This is a genomic window from Pontibacillus sp. HMF3514 (assembly GCF_009858175.1).
Lineage (GTDB): Bacteria > Bacillota > Bacilli > Bacillales > BH030062 > Pontibacillus.
Map to the genome: position 1 here is coordinate 2,642,915 of NZ_CP047393.1, position 26,220 is coordinate 2,669,134.

At 35.9% G+C, this 26,220-nt stretch carries 20 protein-coding genes; 1 reads left to right on the forward strand and 19 read right to left on the reverse strand.

Annotated elements, in window-relative coordinates:
- Positions 1-110: 110 nt before the first annotated feature.
- Together mtaB and GS400_RS13735 are read right to left on the reverse strand one after the other, a co-directional pair.
- Positions 111-1,472 carry a tRNA (N(6)-L-threonylcarbamoyladenosine(37)-C(2))-methylthiotransferase MtaB gene (gene mtaB, locus GS400_RS13730; RefSeq protein ID WP_160102680.1) on the reverse strand — a complete coding sequence of 454 codons (1,362 nt, stop codon included), beginning with the start codon at positions 1,470-1,472 and terminating at the stop codon, positions 111-113.
- 4 nt (positions 1,473-1,476) lie between these two features.
- Positions 1,477-2,229 carry a 16S rRNA (uracil(1498)-N(3))-methyltransferase gene (locus GS400_RS13735; protein WP_160102682.1) on the reverse strand — a complete coding sequence of 251 codons (753 nt, stop codon included), beginning with the start codon at positions 2,227-2,229 and terminating at the stop codon, positions 1,477-1,479.
- 362 nt (positions 2,230-2,591) lie between these two features.
- Here GS400_RS13735 and GS400_RS13740 point away from each other — a divergent pair, with 362 nt between their 5' ends.
- Entirely contained in the window at positions 2,592-4,571 is a 1,980-nt protein-coding gene (locus tag GS400_RS13740; protein ID WP_160102684.1) for an MGH1-like glycoside hydrolase domain-containing protein, read from the forward strand.
- A 75-nt stretch (positions 4,572-4,646) separates the two neighbouring features.
- Here the strand turns inward: GS400_RS13740 and GS400_RS13745 are convergent, their stop codons facing one another.
- The 17 genes from GS400_RS13745 to GS400_RS13825 all read right to left on the reverse strand — a co-directional run bounded on the left by GS400_RS13745 (position 4,647) and on the right by GS400_RS13825 (position 26,219).
- A complete protein-coding gene (locus GS400_RS13745) occupies positions 4,647-5,294 on the reverse strand; it encodes a bifunctional 2-keto-4-hydroxyglutarate aldolase/2-keto-3-deoxy-6-phosphogluconate aldolase (RefSeq protein ID WP_160102686.1) in 648 nt (215 codons plus the stop codon).
- Between the two features lie 4 nt (positions 5,295-5,298).
- Positions 5,299-6,249: a sugar kinase gene (locus tag GS400_RS13750; RefSeq protein WP_201450108.1), complete on the reverse strand. Its 951-nt coding sequence runs from the start codon at positions 6,247-6,249 to the stop codon at positions 5,299-5,301.
- 28 nt (positions 6,250-6,277) lie between these two features.
- On the reverse strand, positions 6,278-7,132 hold the full coding sequence (locus GS400_RS13755) for an SDR family oxidoreductase (RefSeq protein ID WP_160102690.1): 855 nt from the start codon (positions 7,130-7,132) through the stop codon (positions 6,278-6,280).
- Positions 7,133-7,156: 24 nt separating this feature from the next.
- The gene (gene uxuA, locus GS400_RS13760; RefSeq protein WP_160102692.1) at positions 7,157-8,200 is read right to left on the reverse strand and encodes a mannonate dehydratase; all 1,044 of its coding nucleotides are present in this window, start codon (positions 8,198-8,200) and stop codon (positions 7,157-7,159) included.
- A gap of 45 nt (positions 8,201-8,245) precedes the next feature.
- A complete protein-coding gene (locus GS400_RS13765; protein ID WP_160102694.1) occupies positions 8,246-9,406 on the reverse strand; it encodes an N-acetylglucosamine-6-phosphate deacetylase in 1,161 nt (386 codons plus the stop codon).
- Positions 9,406-10,185, reverse strand: a complete 780-nt coding sequence (locus tag GS400_RS13770; protein WP_160102696.1) for a glucosamine-6-phosphate deaminase — start codon at positions 10,183-10,185, stop codon at positions 9,406-9,408. The genes GS400_RS13765 and GS400_RS13770 overlap by 1 nt, the downstream gene beginning before the upstream one ends.
- Positions 10,186-10,243: 58 nt before the next feature.
- Positions 10,244-11,551 (reverse strand): hypothetical protein, encoded by a 1,308-nt coding sequence (locus tag GS400_RS13775; RefSeq protein WP_160102698.1) that lies wholly within the window; start codon positions 11,549-11,551, stop codon positions 10,244-10,246.
- 58 nt (positions 11,552-11,609) lie between these two features.
- Complete coding sequence (locus GS400_RS13780) at positions 11,610-12,701, reverse strand: dihydrodipicolinate synthase family protein (protein ID WP_160102700.1); 1,092 nt, start codon at positions 12,699-12,701, stop codon at positions 11,610-11,612.
- The gene (locus tag GS400_RS13785; protein ID WP_160102702.1) at positions 12,701-13,717 is read right to left on the reverse strand and encodes an NAD-dependent epimerase/dehydratase family protein; all 1,017 of its coding nucleotides are present in this window, start codon (positions 13,715-13,717) and stop codon (positions 12,701-12,703) included. The genes GS400_RS13780 and GS400_RS13785 overlap by 1 nt, the downstream gene beginning before the upstream one ends.
- A 155-nt stretch (positions 13,718-13,872) precedes the next feature.
- The gene (locus GS400_RS13790; RefSeq protein WP_160102704.1) at positions 13,873-15,582 is read right to left on the reverse strand and encodes a polysaccharide deacetylase family protein; all 1,710 of its coding nucleotides are present in this window, start codon (positions 15,580-15,582) and stop codon (positions 13,873-13,875) included.
- Positions 15,583-15,651: 69 nt separating this feature from the next.
- Positions 15,652-16,293 carry a YesL family protein gene (locus GS400_RS13795; RefSeq protein ID WP_160102706.1) on the reverse strand — a complete coding sequence of 214 codons (642 nt, stop codon included), beginning with the start codon at positions 16,291-16,293 and terminating at the stop codon, positions 15,652-15,654.
- A gap of 86 nt (positions 16,294-16,379) precedes the next feature.
- Positions 16,380-17,240, reverse strand: a complete 861-nt coding sequence (locus GS400_RS13800) for a carbohydrate ABC transporter permease (RefSeq protein ID WP_160102708.1) — start codon at positions 17,238-17,240, stop codon at positions 16,380-16,382.
- A gap of 13 nt (positions 17,241-17,253) precedes the next feature.
- Positions 17,254-18,177, reverse strand: coding sequence for an ABC transporter permease (locus tag GS400_RS13805; protein WP_160104629.1), 924 nt, complete (start codon positions 18,175-18,177; stop codon positions 17,254-17,256).
- A 150-nt stretch (positions 18,178-18,327) separates the two neighbouring features.
- The gene (locus GS400_RS13810; RefSeq protein WP_160102710.1) at positions 18,328-19,929 is read right to left on the reverse strand and encodes an extracellular solute-binding protein; all 1,602 of its coding nucleotides are present in this window, start codon (positions 19,927-19,929) and stop codon (positions 18,328-18,330) included.
- 376 nt (positions 19,930-20,305) lie between these two features.
- Positions 20,306-22,594: a helix-turn-helix domain-containing protein gene (locus tag GS400_RS13815; protein WP_160102712.1), complete on the reverse strand. Its 2,289-nt coding sequence runs from the start codon at positions 22,592-22,594 to the stop codon at positions 20,306-20,308.
- A gap of 228 nt (positions 22,595-22,822) precedes the next feature.
- Positions 22,823-24,112, reverse strand: coding sequence for a DegT/DnrJ/EryC1/StrS family aminotransferase (locus GS400_RS13820; protein WP_160102714.1), 1,290 nt, complete (start codon positions 24,110-24,112; stop codon positions 22,823-22,825).
- Between the two features lie 181 nt (positions 24,113-24,293).
- Positions 24,294-26,219 (reverse strand): acetylxylan esterase, encoded by a 1,926-nt coding sequence (locus tag GS400_RS13825; protein WP_160102716.1) that lies wholly within the window; start codon positions 26,217-26,219, stop codon positions 24,294-24,296.
- Position 26,220: the final 1 nt, after the last annotated feature.

Below are 26,220 nucleotides of genomic sequence, written 5' to 3' on the forward strand. Positions count from 1 at the left end.
CAAACGAAAAATGCTACACCTTGATAACCAATCCATATTTCACCTTAACATTTATTCTAAAACATAGGAAAGATCCCCTTACAAGCAACCAGAAAGGGGATCTCCATCTATTAAGAAGATAATTCTACTTCTTCATTTAACTTTGGCTCGTCCATAACACGAACGAATTGACCAGCGTTATAAGGATATCCTGCTTGTGTAAGTTTTACACGCACGATTTCGCCTACCATATCTTCACTCGCTTCGAAGATAACTTTTAAGTAGTTATCTGTATAACCAACATAACGATTATCCTGATCGTCATCTTTCTTGAATTTCTCCTCCGGAATCACTTCAAGAACTTCATTCTCATACTGTGAAGCATATTCTTTAGCCTGTTGGTTGGATAATTCAATTAATTGATGAACACGATCATTTTTCACTTCGTCATCCACCTGGTCGTCCATACGTGCTGCAGGAGTACCTGTACGCTTAGAGTAAGGGAAAACGTGAAGTTCAGAAAATCCGATTTCCTGAATAGAACGATACGTTTCCATAAACTCTTCATCTGTTTCACCAGGGAAGCCAACAATTACGTCAGAAGTAATCGCAAGACCTGGAAGTGCCTTCTTAATACGCTCAACACGTTCTTTATAAAATTCCATCGTATACTTACGACGCATGCGTTTCAATACAGAATCTGAGCCAGACTGTAATGGAACGTGAAGGTGACGTACAATCTTATCGGATTCATTTAAAACATCAATGACATCGTCTGTAATTTGACTTGCTTCAATTGATGAGATACGAATACGCTTTAACCCTCTTACGCGCTTATCAAGCTCACGTAAAAGCATAGCTAAATTGTAATCCTTCATGTCTTCTCCATATCCACCAGTGTGAATACCTGTCAGAACGATTTCTTTATAACCAGCATCAACAAGCTGTTGAGCTTGATTGATAACCTCTTCAGGATCGCGAGAACGCATTAAACCACGTGCCCAAGGAATAATACAGAATGTACAGAAGTTATTACAGCCTTCTTGGATTTTCAGCGATGCACGCGTACGGTCTGTGAATGCTGGTACATCCAATTCCTCGTACACACGCGTTTTCATGATGTTTGTTACACCATTAATCGGTTGACGTTCTTTCTTATATTGCTCGATGTACTCAAGCATTTTCACACGGTCTTGTGTACCGACCACAATGTCAACGCCTGGAATGTCCATGATCTCTGCTGGGGATGTTTGAGCATAACAACCGGTTACACAAATCACAGCATTATCATTTTTACGAATCGCACGACGAATAACCTGACGACTCTTCTTATCTCCTGTATTTGTAACGGTACACGTATTAATGACATACACGTCTGCTTTACGTTCAAAATCAACGCGTTCATAACCTTGATCCTTGAACAATTGCCAAACTGCTTCCGTTTCATAATGGTTTACTTTACAACCTAGCGTATGAAAAGCTACTGTTGCCATTGGATCACCCCAATTCTTCTAATTGAAAGGAAAGAGCTGATAGAAAATAGGCATGAGCAGTTTCTGTTCTTAAAATTCTAGGTCCTAGACGGACAGAGTTAAAGTTTGATTGCTTCAGCTTTTCCACTTCTTTTTCCGAAAAGCCACCTTCAGGTCCAATTACGAGGAGAACCTTTTGTGATGGTTTAATATTCGGAATGACATCTTGCAAAGAGCGATATGTATCCGTTTTTGCCTCTTCCTCATAAGCAAATAACGCCCAATCATACTCTTTGCCTATATCCATTATTTCATGCAATGAATGGATTTCTTTAACCTCAGGCACACGGTTTCGATGAGATTGCTCACTAGCTTCCTTTGCAATCTTCTGGTATCGATCAACCTTTTTCTTAGCCTTCTTATGATCCCATTTTACAATAGAGCGTTCTGCTTCAAAAGGGATAAAGGAATGAGTTCCTAATTCGGTTCCCTTTTGAATCACAAGCTCCATTTTATCGCCTTTTGGTAAACCTTGTACAATCGTAACCTGAGCAGGTAGTTCTTTATTTTCATCTAACCAGACAATAACTTTACATCTGACTTCTGATGAGGTAACTTCTGTAATTTGGCACTCTGCTACATTTCCTTCAGGGTCACAGCATAGTATTTTATCATCCTGCTTCATCCTCATAACTTTGGAAATGTGATGCACATCTTCGCCTGTCAAAATTACTTCATGATTATCCCAACCTGAAATGGGAACAAAATATCTTTGCACCAAGTGCACCTGCTTTCCATACAGTTTCAAAGCAATAAATCGGTATAATCTCTGTTACGCCGAATAACACATACGCAATATTATCAAACTTTCCTTCTTTTGAAAAGCTCAATCAAGTAGCTATCCCCCATTATAATAAGGAATATAGCAATAGAAAACATACTACTTAAACATAATGTTCATTTCAATCAAAAACCACTTATTCTTCTTTTATAAAAAATAGGATAATTTATTAAAAATGGTCTATTTATTAACTACTAAAAATGATGTTATATAGTGAATAACAACTATATAATCGAACTCTAGTTACATATAGAGAGGATTTTATAGAACATTACATTAAGCTTATAGGAGTGGTTGTTTTGAATCACTGGCATAACTTAAAAACGATTTTCAATGAGAAGTTGCCAAGAAGGACATCTGTATTAATTAAAGAAAACACTGAAAGTTCAGCTTATTATTTCCCGCTTGATTTCGGTAAAATAGGCTACCAGGTTGACACTCGAGAAGAAAGTACATATGAAGAACAATCTGATTTCTGGTTTAACATTGAAGAATATGCATTAGGTGATCTATTAAATGAGTCTAATTGGGTTAAACAGTCTTTTCGATTTAATGATATGATAAGTGCTCCTAATTGGATACAACGTTCAGCTTCTTTTATGAACACGGGGCTAGATCTACTTGAGACGTTGACTTCTCCTAAAGATAATGGAATTACGTGGGAGTTACAATTTAAACAACGCTGTCTTCACCATAAACTTGATCGAACTTTCATGTTAACCATGACCACTAATACAGAGATGGAAGTTCACCAAAGCCATAACGAGAAAAATTTAGTCCTCAATCTAATAAATTCTAATGGTAAACAACTCTCGATCTGTTTACCAATGAATCAAACATTTGGTGTTTATTCTTCTATAAAACAAGCAAGAGATGCACACCCTCAGTTGAATGGAAGGAAACAGGTGTTAAAAGGGCGTTATCTTGTTCTTCCTATCCATATTTCATTCCCTGCTGTTACTTCTTCAAAGCACTTTCATGAATCAACATTTTTATTATCTATGAGCACTCTTGGTCCAAAAGAAGCAGTCGAAAACTATGTGTATGATGCTGAACTCTTAACTGAAGATCGCTGGAATGCATTTTATGCAAGTTTACCTTCTATCAGAGCCAATAATGAAGATACCATTCAAAAAGCTTATGATAAATGTTGGTATGTTATACGTCAAAATTATTTCACCCATTCTCAATGGGGCAAAATTATATTAGAAGCCCTTCCTGTGTACAAGGGAGTTTGGACGTGGGGGACAAGCGCTTTACCCTATAGTGCGTTGTTAAACCCTGATCATGGTACAGAAAGAGCAAGAAACGCATTAAACTTACTCTTAACAAATATTCGAGACGATGGGTACATTCCTCATGCAATCTATATTAACGAATCTCTTCCTGGTCAAAAGTGGAATAGAGGCATTGGCATTATTCAAACACCTCATTTACCTTGGGTAATTCTAGAATACTATGAAAAGACAAAGGATGAAGAATTGCTAAAACAATGGTACACCCCTCTTTTAGAATTTTATAACTATATTTCTCGAACACGAGATGAGAAATATGAAAACTTACATTTATGGGCCGCTGAAACGAGCTTTGACACAGGTATTGATGTGTACCCTGTATTTTCTGATATCACCTATAATAATAAGGAAGATTATGTTTACCCATCTGTGTTTGCCGCGGAGCGCTATCGCTACGAAGCATCCATGTCAGCCATTTCTGAAATCATTGGTCAATATGAGGATGCTGCATATTGGAAAGAAGAAATGCAGAAAACCATAGATTCTGCTAACACCTATTTGTGGGATGAGGAAAAAGCTTGGTACGGGGTTAGGCACTGTAATGGAGATCTTGAAACCATAATCGGAGTAGATGGCCTTTTCTTCTTGGCTTATGGCTTAGTTTCTGATCAAAAGGCTAATGACATGAAGTGTAATTTCAAACAACTCATTGGACAATATGGGGTACACACTGTATCTCCATCAGAAGATCAATATGAAGCTGATATTTATTGGAGAGGACCAGCTTGGGCCAAATCTTGTGCGTTAGGTGTTCAAGCAGCCCAGTTATACTTTCCAGATACGATACCTCAATTAAAGGACTCTATACTTTCCTTTATCATGAAATGGCCTAGTATTTGGGAATGTATGAATGCTGAAACAGGTGAGATTGCTAGAGGAGATATTGGAGTGTATGCTACTCCATTTATTGCTTCCAATGTTGGCGCAGGAGAATTACTCAGCGCATTATTTACTCTGTCGAATTATGAAGACTCCTCCCAATAACTTTATAGTTATTCTAAACTAGATTAAGAACTATAAAGAGGGAACTTCAATTAACGAAGTTCCCTCTTTTTACTATTATTCTTTAATTTTTTTAACTTCACTTACGTATGACTCAGCTTTTGTCTGTATAGTTGAGATATCACCTGTCTCGACTGCTTCGCTGGTTAGGTCACTCCCAATCCCGACAGCAACAGCACCTGCCTTAAACCAGTTTGCTATATTCAAAATGTCGACCCCTCCTGTTGGCATAACATCAAGTTGGGGGAGAGGCCCCTTTATACTTTTTATCATCTTTGGACCATATACATCACCAGGAAACAATTTCACGAGGGAACAATCAGCCTGTAAAGCTTGCACAGCTTCATTTACCGTCATTACTCCAGGAATGATAGGAACTTGGTATAGGTTACAAAGCTTTACAACCTCTTCATTAAAAGATGGACTCACAATAAATTTAGCCCCATTTATCATCGCAAGTCTAGCACTAATTGGATCTAATATTGTACCTGCTCCAATCACTACTCGTGGGTCATCTTTATACTTATTAGATATTGTATGAATTAGCTCTAATGCTCCCGGTGTAGTCATTGTTATTTCTATTATTTTCAAACCACCCTTTATAGCTTCTTCACAATATGCGAGTGCTTGATTAGCTTCCTTGGCACGAATCACAGCTATGAGCTTTTGTTCCTTAATATGTTGGAGTATTTCACTTTTACTCATAGGTTTACCTCTCTATTCTCATTTTATTATTCATAAACTGCTCGATCTGATCTTTTGTAGGAAGCCCTTCAATATCACCTAAAAATTGAACCACATGTGCTCCTACTGCATTAGCAAATGTAGCAGCATCTTCTATTGATGTTTTTCTTACAATTGAAAATAGAAATCCTGCACAAAATCCGTCTCCTGCTCCAACAGTATCAACAACTTGACTCACTCGGTGACTCGGGATACTCTTTTCTCCTTCCTGATCAACTATTAAACAGCCATCCTCACCTTGTTTTATAACAGTAACTGGGATATTTAATTTACGAACGTTATCAATGATTGAGTGTAACTCTCTCGAATCAAATAGTAATTGAAGTTCTTCTAATCCAGGTAGAAAATAATCACTCATTGAGGCAATCCTTAATAATATCGGTCGCGCTTTATGTATGGGGAATAATTTCAATCTTAAATTAGGATCAAAACACACTTTAACATTATTTTCTTTAGCGATTTCAATAGCTCGATACACCGTCTTCAGACATGATTCACTAAGGATGGAGGTAATTCCTGTAAGGTGTAATATCTTTGCATGACGGATATAATCTTCATCTAAATCCTCAGGTTCCAAGTAGCTAGCTGCTGACAACTTTCTATAGTAATACACATTTGGGTTTCCGATTCCGGTAATTTCTTTAAACATAACTCCTGTTTCATGGTGTTTATCCCTTATTACCTTTGAAACATCTACCCCTTCACCTCGAATTTGTTTTAAGATAAAATCCCCAAATGGATCCTCACCTAATCGACTAAACCAACCCGCCTTCATCCCTAAGCGTGCAAGTCCAATTGCTACATTGGATTCAGCGCCTCCGAAAGATTGTTCAAATAGTTGTGAAGCACTTAATCGCCCATTTTTTTGTGGCGTGTACAAAACCATGCTTTCGCCAAACGTAACGATGTCCACCATTATTGGTATCCTCCCATATTTATTACTCTTACACACCTGAGTATGCTGAAAATCCTCCATCAACGGGTACAACTACTCCATTTACAAAACTAGACGCTTTTTCATCGACTAACCAGAGAAGTGTTCCTGTTAATTCATCTCTACGACCAAATCGCTCCATTGGTGTTTGACTTAAGATTTTTGTAGCGCGCTCTGTGTATGTTCCATCCTCGTTTGTCAATAGAGCGCGGTTTTGGTCCGTTAAGAAAAAACCAGGTGCAATAGCGTTGACTCTTATGCCAACTTTAGACAGATGAACAGCCAGCCATTGGGTAAAGTTACTTACGGCTGATTTCGCACCACTATATGCGGGGATTTTAGTGAGTGGTGTAAATGCATTCATAGAAGATATATTCACAATGACACTCCCCTCATTTTCTACCATATCTTTGGCAAAGACTTGTGAAGGGAGAAGGGTTCCTAAGAAATTAAGGTTCATGACAAACTCTACCCCTGTTGTATCTAAATCGAAGAAGGTAGTAGAATTATCGGATGTCTGATCAAAATCGGATTGTTCCAAATACTCTTTGGAAGTTGTCCCTTGTGGATGATTCCCCCCTGCAGCGTTAATTAATATATTTATAGAACCAAACGTATTATTAATAACGGTTTTAGCTTCTATTAGTTCTTCTTTCCTTAACACATCTGCTTGGACCCCAATTGCTGTACCTCCATTAGAAATAATTTGTTCAACAATACGGTTCAGCTTTTCTTGTGTTCGTCCTAGCACGGCAACTTTTACTCCACAGGAGGCCAATGCTTCACAAAATCCACTCCCTAAGACTCCGCTTCCTCCTGTAACGACTGCAACTTTCCCCTTTAGACTTGAACCGATTTGAAGCATCCGAATTCCCCATTTCTACCTTATTTACTTATTTTTTTGAATGGCTTCATATATACCATTTAAATAAACGGCCCCTAGTGCACGATCATATAAACCGTAACCAGGCCTACCAGTTTCACCCCAAATCATTCGACCGTGATCTGGACGTAGTGGTCCTTTAAAGCCAATATCTACATAAGCTTTCATTACCTCATACATATCAATCGATCCATCTTCAGAACGATGAGAAGATTCTTCAAACGACTTTTCACCAACTCTTTTCACGTTACGAACATGAGCAAAGTGAATCCTACCCAGGCTTCCAAAATGTCGAATAAGTTCCGGCATGTCATTAGAAGAATTAGCACCAAGAGACCCCGTACACATAGTAATTCCGTTATTTGGACTATCGACCAAACGAATCAATCTCTCCAAATCAGCTTTATTTGTAATGATTCGCGGTAAGCCAAAAATAGACCAAGGTGGATCATCTGGGTGTATGGCCATTTTGATATCTACTTCATCCGCAATAGCCATTATGCTTTTCAAAAAATACTGTAGGTTCCTCCATAAATCATCCTCTGTAACAGATTGATATTGTTCAAGCAATTGTTTCAGGTCTTCTTTCTCATAGCTTGAATCCCATCCAGGCAAGTTTAAATCACCATTTAAAGGGTTCATTTTTTGAATGACTTGATCCATATAAGTCAAAGTGGTTGAACCATCCGACAATTGATAGTCTAGTTGTGAGCGTGTCCAGTCAAATACGGGCATGAAATTATAGCAAACTAAGTTAATACCAGCATCAGCTAAATTTCTAAGCGTTTGTTGATAGTTTTCAATAAATTGATCCCGAGATGGATCTCCTAACTTAATCGATTCATGGACAGGTACACTTTCAATCCCTTCTAACAATAATCCTTTTTCTTCCACTCTCTTCTTTAAAGCTAAAATGTCCTCAAGAGGCCAAGGTTTTCCTACTGGTACATTATAAATAGCAGATATGACCCCCGTTACACCTGGAATTTGCCGAATATGTTCCAGTGTCACTTTGTCATTTTCCCCATACCATCTTAGCGTCATTTTCATAATATCGATCCTCACTTAAAACTATTTTGTAGGGTTCCTTCTTTGTCAGTACACCTGAACTCCATTCTTAAAAGTATCTTTTATTTTAATGTGTTGACCATCCCATTCGAATACGACAAAATCTGGACGATTCCCCACCTCTATCTTATGAAGAGGAATGTTCATACAAGAAGCTGGGCGAATTGAAGCCATCTCCCATGCTTCACTAAGAGAACAAAGTCCCTTTTGAATTAATTGTTCAATTCCCCACGTTAAGAGCTGGGCTGATCCTGCTAATAAATTTGGGTTTTCCGCTAGATGTAACTTTCCTTCTTCTGCGAGTACAACTTTTCCTCCGATATGAGTTTCATACAATCCTGGCTCCAGCCCACTAAGGTAGACAGCATCACTCACGAGGATGGCTTTATCTCGTTTCGTTCTCAAGATGACTTTAATGACCGAATCAGGCAAATGGAATCCATCTGCAATAAAACCAGTCCAAAGTTGCTCTTGCGCTAGTTGTTCCCATAGATAGTTCGGGTGTCTTGGTAACATGGTGTGGGCACCATTCCCAAGATGAGTTGACATACGTGCTCCTGCTTTTACTGCTTCTATAATTTGTTCAGAGGTTGCAGCTGTATGTCCAATAGAAACGGTTACACCTTCATCTGAACATTTACGAATGAAGTCGGTAGAATTTGACCATTCAGGAGAAAGTGTCAGTATTTTAATTCTTCCTTCAGCTGCTTTTTGCCATCTTTGGAATAAAGACCAATCAGGTGCTATCACATACTCTTTTCCATGAGCTCCCCTTGGACCATCTTCTGGAGAAATAAATGGGCCCTCTAAATGAATTCCCGCAATGCTTTCATGTACGAATGTGTCTTTGTTACATGCATTTGAAAATACACTCATGACTTTCTCAATTTCTTCAACACCATTGGTGATCACAGTAGGATAAAACGACGTTACGCCTTCTTTCCACAAACCTCTTACTGCTTCAGAAATAAGTTCTTCTGTAATGGGTAACGTATTAAAATCCATTCCCTGAAAACCATTAATCTGCAGATCTACTAATCCAGGAGCAATCCAAGGCAGTGATTCCCTTTTAGTATTGAGTTGATTTATTTCTGATATGATCCCGTCTTTTACGATGATTGAAATAGATGTAGACGTCCCAATATGTCTTCCTTCTATCTTCTGGACATTGTCGTATTGTTCTACCATTAAACCCTCTCCTCATACGAGTCAGCATCTAAATAAAGCGTGCAGGCAGAATGTGAGCGAAGGATAGAGGCTGGACACTCCGTTGTTATAGAACCATTTATAGTTTGTTCAACAGCTACTCGCTTAGATGGGCCAGGAACGATACAATATAAATATTTACCAGATAATAAGGTAGGGATCGTTAAAGTCAACGCATGCGTAGGTACTGATTGTATGTCTTGAAAGCATCCATCATTCACTTGTTGTTGTCTACATACTTCGTCTAACTCAACAGATTTCATAATAGAAGAGTCATTAAAATCAGCGACGGGAGGGTCATTAAAAGCGATATGTCCGTTTTCTCCTATCCCTAAACAGACAATGTCAATGGGGGCTTGATTGATTAGCTCTGTATATCGTTTACATTCATCTTTATCATGATTCGAACTCTCCATTAAATGGACTTCACCAAGGTTCACAAAGTTAAATAAGTGTTCAGATAAAAAATGACTGAATCGCTGCGGGGCATCTATAGGTAACCCAATATATTCATCCATATGAAAAGCAGTAATCCTTGACCAATCAATTTCATGATCCGATCTTAAATGTTCCAAAAACTCATTTTGTGAAGGGGCTGCAGCAAAAATCATACGAACTTGATTTTGTTTTGATAGAAGCTCTTTAATCTTCTTACTAACCTCTCTAGCCGCAGCTACTCCCATTGTTGTTCTATTTTCATAAACCTTAACATTTAATTGATCAACTTGTTCCGTTTTTATGGGGGCACTATGAATCGTCATGTATCACGACTCCTTTACTATGAAATAAATAATCACTTTCATTGTTCAGTGAGATAGATTAAAAATTTAGTTGATAAAGTTGTCTAGGCCTTCCCTTTGATACGACCTTCTCCATCCCTATGATTTCGACTAAGTCAGCATCAAGCCAACGAGATAAGATTCGATTTGCACTACGTGTAGAAATATTCAGAATCGTAGACAGCTCCCGTGCTGTAAAAGCTTCCATATCCATTCGATTGATATGTGATTTCACTTTACTAATATAGGTTGGCGTCATTCCTACACTTTCTGCTTTCTCAATAATAGCTTGATCTGTAGTTGTTAACTCATACACAAGAGGGCTTTTCATTTCAACAGGACCAATTACATTTCGATCTTCTCTAACGATAAAACAAGAACGATTCCCGAACTCTTTTGCTTGTCTTAACGCCATTCTCGCATGGGTTCCAGCCTGATTTGCAGATAGTCCAAACCCTACTCCAATATTTAAATGAGCTCCCAATTCTTTTTCCGTATCATAAAGAAGGGGGATGACTTTATAGCCTCTAGTTTCTCGTTCAAACACTCCTCTTGTTGTTACAAATAAATACTCATCTCCCCCTAATGAGGTTAAATGACCTTCCAAGCATTCCACGTAATCTAGTAAAACTTGTTGAAGGTGAATCTTTAGTTTTTGTACACCATACTCAGATTCTTGTTGCTCTACCAATTCACGAAAATTATGAACCTGAATTAACCCAAACACAATTTGAGACTCTTTATTCCTTCTTGTTTCTGTAGATAACAACGCTCTTTCCAATGTAACAACTATATCCTGTCGGGTTGGATTAACCCAATCATTTGGAACATGAAGCTCCGTTAAACGATCAGAGACCATCTTAATTCCTGTTAATGCACCAGTAGTTAATCCACTTTTATATTTTTCACAATGAAAATTCACAATTTCTTCTACAGCATCAATAGAAGATTCCTCACTAAAGTATAGATTCATATTTTTCTCTTCCACTTCTGAGAAAGCTCTAAATACTTCTTCTTTAATTAATGAATCGATGGATAGGTTAGCTTTCTTTCCTGTTTTCATTCTTAATTTATAAATAGACCTAAACAATCCTGTTCCTTTCAAAGGAATATAATGCGCAGGTATAGAGAGCGTAATCTTCTCTTTTGTAAGTTTATATGGCAATTCTCCCGAAAATAAAAGAATGTCTACTTCATCTTGCAGTTGTTGAGCGAACTTCGGAGCGTCGAAAATGGAGTCGGATGTCCGATAAATGGCTTGAAATGTTGGGAAATCTTTCAGAACTTGCTTAATATGTTCAGAAATAATAGTTGGCCCAATTACTCCAATTTTAATGTTATTCCTCATCGCTTTTCTTCCTCTCTTAAGGTAAGTCACTCTAAGACAGACATCCTATTCTTTTCATTTATTGAAGTTCATGGTGATTACTCATTGGTGATCTACATTCCGATAACCATTTGTTTAAGTTTTCTTTTATAAATTCATCATCTATTAAATGAGGGTACTCTCGGTAAATTCGATCAATTTCAGCTGCTTGCCCAGGACTTAATGTTTCTTTAGGATTCAAACATACATTTTCTTGAAGTAACCCTTGCCTTCTTAAAACTTCGTTTATACCTGAAATACACCCTTTAAATTGATGGGCCGGATCAAACAATGCTGTATTACTATCCGTTACTTCCACTCCAACTTGTAATAATCTTGACGGAATACTCGTTTTATATCTGGCAGCTTTTATTTCATCGAATAACTCAACTGCTTTTGATGTCCATACTGCCCAATGTCCGAGAATCCCACCGACAATGCGCTTTTTTACGATAGTGCCTTCTACAGAAAAGACATATTCCGTTAATAAATCAGCCACAATGTTATCATCATTTCCTGTATAAAGCGCAATTTCGTCACAGCGATTTGAATGACAAACTGCCCTAACCACATCTAATGTTTGATACCGATTAAATGGAGCCATTTTAATGGCATATACACCTGGGATATCTGCAAATTCACGCCAAAAATTATAACTAAAAACCCTACCACCAACAGAAGGTTGCAAATAAAAACCAAAAACCGGAATAACCGATGCCACTGCTTTAATTCGATCTAGATGTTCTTCTTCTGAAAATTCTTGTAGTCCACCCATACTTAAAAGCCCAAGGTCATACCCTAAGTCTTTCGCAGTGATTGCTTCAGATAACGCTTGATCGGTTGCTCCGCATATCCCTGCAACTTTTATAAAAGGTCTCTTTAAACCTGCATATTCCACTTCTTCTGCAGCTAATCTTAGAACTTTTTTATAAAGGTTGATATTGTTATCTCGAATTTCAAATTGAGTCGTGTGGACACCGACAGCGATTCCTCCAGCTCCACTTTCTATATAATATTTGGTTAAGGCTCGTTGCCTTTCTTCATCAAGTTGTCGCTCTTTAGTTAATGCAAGTGGATGGGCAGGGATGACTGTGCCTTCTTGTAAAAACCGTTTCACATTAGCATCCAACATTAATAATTCCCCTCTCTTTCTTGAAAGTGAGTTGGTTTATTAATGGTCGCACCTTCATTCATGATCCAATCTGCTGTCCACTCAATCATCTCTCTAATGGTTACCTTCGGATAACCAAATAATTGATGTGATTTAGATGCATTACTTAACAATGCAGTATCCTTTTCAGCACCTTCAAAAATCGGATCTATTCCAAATATCTCACCAAAGCGTGTAGCAGCCCATCGAATAGATAGAGTTTCTGGTCCTGTTACATTTAAAATGGTTGGTGGTGAATCACAATGTAAGAAGGAACGTAATGCCATTTCGTTAGCGTCACCTTGCCAAATTACATTTGCATGCCCCATGCTAATGTTAATCGGTTGTCTCGCTTTAACAGCCTTTGCAATTTCCAATAATACGCCATACCTTAAATCAATAGCGTAGTTTAAGCGGAAGTGTAGTAATTGGGTACTGTTTTTATGAGAAAAATACGTAAATACACGTTCACGTCCAAGACAGGATTGGGCATATTCTCCGACTGGTCCGGTCGGGTGTTCTTCAGAAGTCCCCCCTTTAACAACTGGTGTAAGCGGATACACATTTCCAGTTGAAAAAGATACGATCCTAGAATCTTTATATTTATCAGCTACACGACCAGGCAAGTATGCATTCATGGCCCACGTAAAATGCTCGTTACCCGATGTGCCAAACTTATTTCCAGCCATATACATTACATTTTTTACATCAGGTAACCCTTTTAAATGTTCATCATTCAATAAATCAGCTGTAATCGTTTCGATCCCAAATGTTTCAAGTTCGTCTTTTAAAGTTCCTTTAGAAAATCGTGACACACCTATAACCCTTTTATTTAAATGACCGGCACGAATGGCATTTATCGCTAATTTTGCTAATGTTGGCCCCATCTTTCCACCAACACCTAAAATTAAAATATCCCCATCAACTTTGCCTAAATCATTAATTAATGATTCAGATGGTTTACACATCTTCAACTCAAGCTCTTCAATAGTATTCAATTCATGACCCCCTCATGAAAATTTGGAATTTATTAATAACTTAATTAAATATTATGAGAAGGTCTATATAAAGACAATGTCCTTTAAAGGACTTTAAATGGATTGACTTGATCATTTATGCATGAATGAAAGGTAACCATGATTTTTAACAAAACTTATGATTCAAATTGTTTTTCAGGTAAAGCATTGAGCACTTTTTTTCTACAATTTACACCAAAGCGCCTTTCAATGGTTCCATCATCTTTCTCCTGTTCACTTGTAATTGGAATCCAGACAACAACTTGATAATCGGTACTCAAATTAGAACATCTAACACTCCCATTTGAATCTAGTTCAATCCGAACCTTTCGTTTCGCTCTTACCCAATCATTGATTTGTTTACCTGTCCATATAGCAAACCCTCTATGTCTTAGTTCCATTACTACATCTCTAAAAGCATCACGAACTTCTTCGGCTTTATGAATGCGTGATTGGTGAAACAAGAAATGAGCAATACCTTCATTTCTTTCAATTTCATCTAATAGGGGTAAAACCACACTATCATCTGACCAATGAGGAATATCCGGGGCTACATAACTTAATTGAACAACATCATATAAACGGTTCTTTTCATTAGACCAAGCGATTGGAAAGAATGGCTGGCACGTACCAAATAGGAATCCTACATTCCCTTTTTTACTAGGTCCGTTAGTTTGATCAGACTGTATTCCATTTTTCTCGCACCAGGAATAAAGCTCTCCCCATCCTTCAAAGCGAGTATAATGATTTTTATTAGAAACAATCTCTTTAACACCCGTTACATCACGACACACTTTTAATTGCTCATCAAAATGTTGTTCACCCCAAAAGCCATTATCTTCAGGGCGAGCGTTATAATGAAATGCTAATTCATGACCAGCTTCCTGTATTCTTTGATGCATTTCACTACTATAGCCTTGATCCATTATGCACCATGTTGTGTTAATCTGTAGTTCTTCTAATAAATCTAGAGTGACCCTTGCATGATCATCTATATTTCCATCACTATCATGCGAAAACATAGCTACACCCTTAACCTCATTTGGCCAATATCCTATAAACGGTAAGGTGGCCCCCTTTCTAACTGCTATACCTAATAACTGTCTTATAATCACATCTCTCCATAAGTCTCCATAGGGGTGAGCGAAATAAGATTGACTCGTAGTTGTTTTCTTTCGATCCAATGTCCAATCCATCTCAATTCCATCATCTCTTTTTAAGATCCCATCATTTACTTTCCCAGTTCCATCTTTCGCTGGTACACCATCTTCAACGATAGGAGATGTGCTTTGTTGGAAACCAACTATAGATTCAATGATATGAACCGCCCATCTACACACCATTCCTTCACCTATCTTTACTTGTTGTATAGCTGACCCTATTTTCTCACCCGAAGGAGACTGATCATATAATTCACCGATTTCACTAACTTCTAATTCACGTTTTTCATCATGAGCACTTAAAGGCGTAGCACTTATGTATCGAATAGGGTGTGAATCACCTATAGAATCTGGAAGTTTGGCATACCCTACATTTCGAGTTGCGTTTTTCACATACCCATATTGATTGAAAAGTGTATGTAAGCCTGAAAATGCAATCACCGTACCACCATTCTCTACAAACTCTCGTATGATTGTAGTGGTTTCCAAATCATCATTAACATGGGCTGCGTACACGATATCTACCTGTGATTGCTGCAAATCATTTATATCATACATCCATTCAAACCTTATGCCTACATGAGCCAATATCTCACCTAAATACGTATTAAAAACATTAAGTCCATACTTCCAATTTCTTAGTGCTGCTTTTTCATCAATTATGATAGCAACCCTTGCCATTCTCATATCATCACACCTTCATCAAATATTTGAATTTTCAATCATAAATTGATAAATAACTCACCTGTAGCCAGACTATACCTCAATACTCGAACCCGATATTCTACTTTCTAATTTAGAGAAGGCATTTAGAGAAACAATTGTTGATATAAATGCAAATAAACTCAATCCAAAAAATGGGATCAATCCAGGTATAAGAGCTAGTGTAAAGTAAACAACACTGAACAATAATAGAGTGATGATCGTTTCTAGAGGAGCTGCAATTGCAATGAAGAAAGATTGTTTCAATAATTGCAATACTTTAAGATCAAAATGAACATAGACAGGAAATATAAAAACTACTGTTAAAAAATAAACAAAAAAACTAATTAAAAATAATACACGAATTACTGTAAACATAAAGATATTGTCAATCATCATGGTAAGTTGAAAATTCAAATAAAGAGCAAACCCAACAGAAAACAATATGAATCCTATACCATTCGATTTTATAAATTCTTGTTTATAAATCTGCCAAAATGATAGAAAGATATTACTTTCATCTTTATCTTTCACCCATTTACGACTAACACCAAAAGAAGCCACAGTTGCTGGAGCAATGCCGAATACACCTAGACCTATCACGGTGAAAAAAAGCCATAATACATTCAAGTATGCTAAACGATAAACCCATGTGCTAAATGTGTACAATTTCCCTGTTACTCCCTGAACATCCATTCTTTTCATTCCTCCCTTGCATTTCAATAACATGAATAAACGAGCCAAGAGCTCGCTTATCCCTCTTTTGTTATCAACTAGAGTCATTATCCTTTTACAGAACCTAACATCGCACCTTTAACAAAATACTTTTGAATAAAAGGATAGACACATAGAATTGGAATTGTGGATACTAAAATTGTTGCATATTTTATAGATTCAGCTAATGCAACCGTGTCAGTACCGGTTATATTATCTTGATCAAATCCATTTTGGAAAACGATATTTCTTAATATCATTTGTAGGGGCCAAAGATCTGAATCTCTAAGATATAATAATGCCCCCATAAAGTTATTCCAGATATAAACAGCATAAAATAACCCTATAGTTGCTAATACTGGCTTTGATAAAGGCATAGCAATTCTCCAAAATACTCCCCAATCACTCAATCCATCTACCTTCCCAGCATCCTCAAGTTCCTCAGGAATATTATTAAAGAAGGTTCTCATTACAAAAAAGTTATATGCACTAATCGCATAAGGTAAAACCATTGCCCACATTGTATTTAATAAACCTAACCCTTTTACAACTAAATAAGTTGGAATCATCCCACCATTAAACAACATAGTAAATACAATAAAAAAGGACAGTTGCTTCTTCCAAATCATTTTTTTACGTGATAATGCATACGCTCCCATTGACGTAGTGATTAGAGAAATTGAAGTACCTACAACTACGTAAACAATAGTGTTCCAATAACTACGCAAAATCCTTTCATCCGCAAAAACTTGTTCATATGTTTTCGTAGTAAATCCTTTCGGCCAAAGGTGGACTTTACCCTGTAAAACAAAAACATCAGAACTTAATGAAATAGCTCCCATATAAATGAAAGGATAAATCATGGAAATACACAGGCAAATCATGAAAAAGATATTAAAGTAATCAAACCATGTTTTTTTATGTTTCATTAAATGTCCTCCTTTACCATAAACTGTTGCCTGATTTACGCGCTAAATAGTTACCAGAAACAACAAAAACTATTCCAATGACACTCGTAAATAAATCGATTGCAGTAGCATAGCTAAAGCTACCTTGTACTAAACCTGTTCGATACACATAAGTAGCTAATACATCAGAAGTTTCATACGTTACTGGAGTTTGTAATAAAAATACTTTTTCAAATCCAAGCTCAATAATATTTCCAATATCTAATAAGAATAAAATAACCATAGCCGGAATTAGGCTTGGAATTGTAACATTCCAAGTCTTTTGCCAACGGTTCGCTCCATCTATTTCGGCAGCTTCATATAATTGCGGATCAATATTTGCAAGTGCCGCTAGATAGATAATGGTAGACCACCCTAAGTGCTGCCAGATTCCAGAAGTAACATAAATCGTTCGAAACCATTCTTTCTCAACAATAAAATTAATACTCTCAAATCCGAATAGATTAATGATTTCATTAACTAAACCATGATTTGGAGATAAGAACATAATGATCATACTGGCTACGACTACATTTGACAGAAAATGAGGCATGTAACTTACAGATTGTACAAACCTTTTAAATAATATATTTTTTAGTTCATTTAACAATAAAGCTAGAATGATAGGTGCAGGGAATCCAAAGATTAATTTATAAAAACCTAGTAAAAATGTATTTCTAAGTAGTGTAAAAAAATCTGGGCTTGAAAAAAAAGTAGTAAAATACTTAAAACCTACCCAATCGCTAGCCCACACACCTTTAAAGATGTTGTAATCTTTGAAGGCAACAACAATCCCAAACATAGGGACATATTTAAAAAGTAGAAAGTAAATTAATGTAGGTAAAAACAATATGATTAAATATTTATTTTCGGCCAATTGTTTCCACAAACTTTTTTTATTCTTAACGTTCCTATTCATAACTGTTTTATTTTCACTTAATACTGGATCCATATGTGTTGCCATTTCTCAACCTCCTTCTATCCAAAGCTAATGCCCGAATCCCTTAAACTCACTAGCATTCTATAAAAATAAGGGGGAGAATAATATCCCCCCTACCTACAACATTATTTAATTATCACTCATTCGTTGATATGCCTTCGTATAAACATCTAACACTTCCTGTAAACCTAAATCATTTAATGATTCGGTATAATCATCCCATTCATCCATATCCCTTTCACCGATCACAAATTGAGCAATATTTTCTAAAAATGCTTTGTTTATAGCTTCGAGCTTTAGTGCAATTTGATCTCTTTCTGCCTTTGTTAACGCTGGAACTCTTGTAAATGCAGGCATCATGTATTGCGGAGCTACTTCTAACGCTGCTGCTAATTCAGGTGAAGTAAATTGACTAAAAGTATTCCAATCTTCCATCTTAATGTAAGCTCCATTTGTGTATATTCCAATTTCTTGACGCATCTTAGTAAAATCAAAATCATTGTTTTCTGCTCTTGCTGCATATTCAGATGTTAACTCCCAATTATCACCGGATTTTTCCCAAACTTCTCCTTCTTTACCCCAAGTAGCCATTTGGACACCCTCTGGAGAGTAGAACCAGTCAATGTAAGCTAACGCTGCATCTAAGTCTTCAGTAAGTGAGGAAATAGCCATTCCGTTATCAGCTCCAGGGTAATAAAGCTGCCATTTCTCTCCACCTTCAAATCCGATTGGAGGCTCCATGTAATTCATTGTGAACTCAGGAATTTCTGGACGAACCATATTATTAAAATAATCAATACGACCAATGTAATCGACAGTAATGAAGCTTTGTTCAGAGGCTACATATTCAGCCCACTCTTTAGTACCATCTGTTAACCACGTTTCAGGCATGATTCCTTCCTCGTAAAACTTATTTAACCAAGTAACCATTTTCTTATATTCATCCGTTACTGGTCCAAAATGGAATTCACCGTTCTCATCATTGTAATATTGTTCACCGATACCAAATTGAGGAGTCATGGATGGGAATCTTCCTATGTTACTTCTGAATACAAATGGAAAGCTCCCAGGTTTAATTTCTTGAATTTTTTTAGAAACCTTATAAAGTTCTTCCCATGACGTTGGAGGTTGCAAATTATGTTCTTCAAAGAAATCTTGTCTATATAACCAAACACGCTGCCCACCTGCAAAAGTACCGAATGAAGGGGCACTGTACATCTTACCATCAGCTGTTAATGCCGCATTCTTTCGCTCAGGGTTCTCCTTCAAAACTCTCATCATGTTAGGTAATTTATCTTTATGATCTAATAAATTCACAAAAGCACCTTGATCACCTAAATTGTTGATTCGATCAAAACCAATTACCCAATAAATATCTTGCATATCACCTGAGGCAATTGAAAGGTTTAAAGAATCAGCATAATTTCCTTCTGAAATCGTAGGATCAATCGTTACATTTGTTTCTTCTTCAATCCAATTCCAAATTTTCTGCTCTTCACTATAAGGCCAGTTTCCATGAGATTCTAAAAACATAGTAAGTGTAGTCGGTTCTTCAAGTACTGGACCATCTTTCTTTGTTGTGTCATCACTGTCATTAGTATTATTGCTGTTTTCATCAGTTGCTTTGTCGTCAGTATTTGTTGATGTTTCTTCATTACTCGTACATGCCGTTACCAGTGCCAATGTTAATATTAGCATCAGTAACATAATAATCCCCTTCTTCACATTCATTCCCTCAACTCCCCATCATTTTTGTTTTCCATTTTCTACTCTCCAATATGAGTTGAATTCCATTTATGTTCATAATAGATTCACCATTACATCAAGGATTCAACTTTTAGATATCATGAACCCCTAAAATGTAAGCGCTTTAATTATTGTCAAAATGGATTTATTCATCTCTCGAAGAGCTAATTCTAGATTACCTAACCCTTGTCTAAAACGTAAACGAATAATTTTCTGAAAAATCAGCTTTTTTTTGAAATACACATATTTATATATTTTCTTTAAAATTGCATATTCACCATATCCTTATCATTATTGCGATTGTATAACTTCATGCTAAATATGAGCTGAAATAAAAAATGAAGAGAAAGTATATTTCTCTTCACCCTGAAAGATCAGTAAGATTTACCTGTATTGATTTCTTGCGATATTTTCCTGGTGTGGTCCCAGTATATTTCTTAAATAAGCGTATGAAGGAATTCACATTGTGATAGCCAACTTTAATCGAAACATCTTGAATTTTATCATCAGTTTGTACCAAAAGTTCCTTAGCCTTCTTCATTCGACAGTAATTTAAAAAGTCAATAAAGTTTGTTCCAGTTTTTTCTTTAAAGTACGATGATAAATAACCGCTTGATATCTTCAAGTGACTTGCTATTATATCTAGTGAAACAGTTTCAGCTAAATGTTCATCAATATATTCAGTCACAAAGGTTATAATTTTATCTTCCTGATTTTCATCAGCCTCTACAAATGGTTTAATGTTTTGAATTAAATCATAAAATAATTCTTTATATTCCTCTGAAGAATGACATTTATCAATCTTATTTAAATAGATGTCAAAGTTTTCAATTGTAACACCTATTGTTAAAAGATGACTTTTGATTTTATTCATCATATAAGTTGAAAGGTTTATATAGTCGATGGAAAAAGCTTCTTTTTTCTGGAATGAATCCATTGTTTTATTAATCCAATGTTTCACTTCATCCAAATTATTTTCTTCTAAATACACTTGAAATTCTCTCTCTTGTTTATTTGTTAAAGAAATTTCTTTTCTCTCAGTGCTAGGCTTAGCAATAATCTGAGATTCATTGGTTAATCTTTTATGTTGTAGTAACGTTTTTGTCTGCTCATAGGCTTTGGTCATTTCAGCGGACTCATGATAAACCTCACTTACCCCCATCGTTACGAGAAACTTATCCTTATCCGTATCAAAAGCTTTCTTTAAAGATTGTAATGAGGTCTGCAAGCTTTCCTCATCACGATCTAAAAAGACTACTGATAATATTTGTCGTTTTTCAATTTGGAGCGTTATGGTTTTAGAGTAGTTCTCTTCCAACTTAGCGTGAATTTGTTCTTTTATGACATAGATAACTTGATCTATAGATATCTCTTCAAAAAATGATTGATTCTCTTTAAACACTAAATCATAGATGACTAGAGTAAACGGTTTATCTTTAAACTCATACTCCTCAATATCACTATACATTTTATCTTCAATATTTTTTATTTTATTTAGAAAGGCATAATTCTTTACAATTGATTTTTTATCTTCTAAGTCCTGATTCATTTTTTCAGTGTTTTTGATCAGCTCTTTTATATTTGAATTTATGAGATTAAATTCTCTTATATTGCTAGAAAAAGGTTCTACATCTTTATTTGTTTGTTGTACGGTCTCCACTAACTTTTTGATTGAATTGCTCATTTTTACTGTAAATAGTATAGAAATGATTACACTGAGGACAACTGCTACAATTAATAACATTACTAATGAGATGTTTAACTTTTTCATCCCGTTTGTAATACTATTAACGGGTATGATATTCATATAAGTTAAACCCGTTTTTGTATTTTTCTTGTAGAAATAATAATCATCATGGCTTATGTAATACCCATTATTTGAGGCAAGTTGAGGAATTTGTGCTTCATAAAAATTTTCAGACTTAAAAATAAAGTTTTGATCTTCATCTAGAATAATAAAGTTATCGTTTATAGAATAATGAACATTATTTATTAACGTTTCAAAGTCAATAAACACAAGATAATTGATAGTTTCTCCATAATAATCCATATTAATTTTTACAGGAAGTAATCTTTTTTCAGTTGAATTGTTTAAATCCTTAAAGGTGGAGACAGGGTAGACTTGAAAATTATTTTTAGGATTATTAAACTCTTTTAACCAAAATGATTTGCTATAGTCATTACTTTTATATGAGTTCGAAAAAAGTAAATTAATATGACTATTTCCATCCTGGTTTAACATGAACGGAGTACCTGAATGGTTTATAAGAATGTTACTTATACCCAAAGATGGATTCGTTCTAATAATTTGTCTAATTTCATCAATCACACTTTTACCCAACAAAAAATTTATTTTATCTGTCATAAAATATTGAGAATTATAGTTTTGTAAATCTTCATTAAAGTGTAATCGATACAAGTTGCTCTTAATATTAGAAAGTGAATCTTCAAAACTTTTTGCTGTATTCTCAACGTTTTGATTATTGTACTTGATGATTTCATCTCTTAAATTATTATTATAGAAAGTAAAGGATAAAAAATTATAAGAAGCAATGAGTACAATGATTAACAAAAAGCTTAGAAAAAGACGTATAAAAAAAGTATTGGGTTTCAAAGCTTTAAATGATTTGGAAATTACTTTTTTTATCATTCTTACACCCCTTGTAAAAATTGCTCATAATCTTTTCATATATATGAAATATATAAATTAATAGTATTATATAATTGACAATAATCCTATATATTTTTATAAAAATTCACATTATATAAAGAATTTGGTTTCACTTAAACAATAACCAACATAGTAAGTAGAACGATAAATTCCTTAGGAAGGAATAAAAAACCCAGCGATTTCGCTAGGTTTTACAAGGCTGCAAGGCTATGAAGTTTTTTCACCGGTTTTACTAAATAAAGTATCATATACTTTTACGATTCCTGTTATAACATCATGAACATCTTGATCTGTGAACATCGGACTAATTGGAACCTGGATTGTACGTTGTAAATAATATTCTGCATTTGGACACATATTCTCTGTATATAAAACTGGCTTTTTAAATGGATAATTAAATGGAAAATTATCTTTTTCTGTTGTTCGCTGATGGAAAATTTGATCAAATCGATAGACTGGTTTCCTTCGATAAATAAACCGACATCCAACATTTTCAGAATTTAGTGCATCATGAAATAGCTTAGCGTCATTAGGTTTTTCAAATTGAATACCAAATGCTATACCAACATGCCCTTCATCATCAATACACTTCTGAAACTTTATATTAGGTAACTTTTCAGCTACCGCATCCATAATGTATTTACGACTTTTTTTAGTTGCATTGATTATACGATCAAGTTTCTTCCATTGTTCCACAAGGATTGCTCCTGTAATTTCACTCATACGATAATTTTGGCCAGCGAACGAACTTTGAATATCGCTTGACTCTATGTCAAACTTGTTTTTAATACCAGCTCGGAAACTTCCCTGATCATGGTAACGTACAATTCGTTCGAAGAGATTTTTATCCTTTGTTGCGATTGCGCCACCTTCACCAGCAGTTAGTATTTTATTCATCTGGAAACTAAATACTCCAATATCCCCAATCGTGCCTTGGTGTCTTCCTTTATATTTAATTCCACACGACTGGGCAACATCCTCAATCACATAAATGTTATGTTTTTTGGCAAATGCCATAATGGAATCCATGTCGTTTGGATTCCCTGATAAAGGTACTGCAATAATGGCTTTCACCTCATCATCCATAACCCTCTCTAAATCATTCGGATCTAAATTCAAACTAGCATCAACATCTACAAATACCGGGACAGCATTAGCTGATATGACAGCCCCAGCTGTAGCAATGAATGTAACACTCGGTACGATTACTTTATCTCCATAACCAACTCCTAATGCTTTAAGAGCGATGACGATGGCAGCAGTACATGAGGATACACCTAACACATAAGGTACTTCTAAATCTTTTGCCATCATTTCCTCAAGTTGATCGACAGTGTGCTGAACGTTCTCACCATAAAAACGAAAGGGGGATTGAGCCTTAATGACTTTATTAACCGCTTCTACTTCTTCTTCCCCCATCATCGTTGCCCCAGGGTAATCAGGTGGTAAAGGGTGATTGCGGACAGGGCATCCACCTTCTATTGCTAACTTTCCCATTGTTTCATCCCCTTAATGTTGATTAATATGGCTTTTACAAACCTATTTTATCTAGGATCTACACAACTAAAAGTATATAACTCCTTCTCGACATTTCCACTCAATTCCTGCAATCAGCTAAATAGATTTTATTCTTTTATAGAATAGTTAATCCTACTAAGAATTCAATGGTGTAAGATATTTAGATACCAGGCCAATATTCTAAAGAAGGCACATGCCATATACCACCTGGGTGCCCCAAGTGTTTATGAACATTTTCAGCAATACGATAACTACTTGGTCGATCACCTACAAAAATTATTTGGGTTGGCCACAACATTCCCGCTAAATTTGGCAAGTCTGTATAACGTAAACTATTAATAATCTCTAAATGTTCAGTTGCTGGAACATCCTGAGATGCGGGTGGGTCTTTCAAAATAACTGCCGAAACGTTTGTGTCTAATAAAGCTGCATATAATACAGGTATGGTCATTTCACCTTCACCTGCAAGTATTATTTTATTCGAATCTACAGAATCCATAGACCTTAGCACTTCTATTCCTCGAAGTGTATCCCAAACTCTTATGGATGCAATTGTTCTCCCTGTCAAAGCTGCAGAACGTCGAATATACCAATCTATGTCTGAACCCCACGATGATTTCCCTGTTCCTCTTGGATCGATCCTTGCTCTTAAGTAAGTAGCATTTAATCCGTCTAGCATTGAAGTAGTTTTGTTCAAATGATCTTTTGTACGTAGGTACATAACAGTAGGAGCTGGGGTGTTGCTATTCTTTTTATTTCCTTGTAGTTCCCCACAAATCCTAAAATCTTTTTCGGATTGGTAATCAAATTTCTGTACCCAATCCAAATTCCTTTCATAATATCTCTGTCTGATATTCATATCTAAATGAATACTTTCTTGAGGGAACGTTGCAAAACTCTCCTTTTGCAAATGATTAATTAGATTTAGTTTATTCATTTGATGTTCTTCACTAGATTGAATGTCTTCCTTTATCCGATTAGGAATAAACCAATCCTGTACCGTAGTTGATTCATCATTCGCTGGTGTCCTCTTGTTAAATACAAGTAAATCTTGTTCGTCTTCACGCCATTCGTCGACATCCGTTACTTTATCATCATGCTGTTCACCATTTCCCATCAAATGTTTTATAAACCAATGAAAAATTTCCTTTCGTGAATCAGAACTATAGGAGTGACGGCCTTCAAATTCAAAGAAGTGTAATAACTCTCCTTTACTTAATCTTTCATAAAAAGCCTTCAATCGTTTGCTTACATATCTTACAGAGTTGATTTGAAAATGTTTATCCTCGTCTGGCGATACAATTAACACAGGACGTGGTGCCATCAGAGCAGATATCTCAATTAGGGATCTCCCATATGGGTTTGAAGGAAACACACAATCACAATGTGTATTAATTGTCTCTTCTCTTATATGTGATTCAATTGTTCCTGTACCGCAAGATGAAGCAATGACCTTCACTCGATCATCTGCACAACCTGTCCACCAACTTATTGAACCTCCCCCCGATTGTCCAGTCATCCCAATTCTTTCAGAGTCTACTTGCTCCATTTCTGTTAATAAATCAATACCACGGATGGCATTCCAAACTTCAATTGCAGCTGGTGTATAGCCCTTACTAATCCAGTTATACATCCCGTGTGAATACGTGCCATGATGAAGCCCCTTAACTTCTCCAAATTGAACCGTATCGATAATAAGTGTAATAAACCCAAGTTGGGCAAACTTTCTCCCATGTTCTTGATAATTTACTTTTTGTGTTCCAGAATGACCACATAAATAGACAATGGCAGGAACTGGACTATTTATACGATTAGGAATGTATAAGTTTGCAGCAACAAATAGATTCGGTAAGCTTTCAAAATATATCTTTTCTACACGGTATTCTTCCCGTTTTATTATCCCTGTTCTGTGCATATTTAGTGGCGTCCTCGGTTTATGTAAGTACGTATCTATCCCAAGCATTTTGTGGTACTCTTTCTGCCTCTCTTTACGCCACTTAAACAAATCATCCTCTGTTTGAATATTTGGTAAGGGTTTTCTTGTAATCTCTTCTGCTTTTTGTATTAGATAATCAGAAATGTGCATC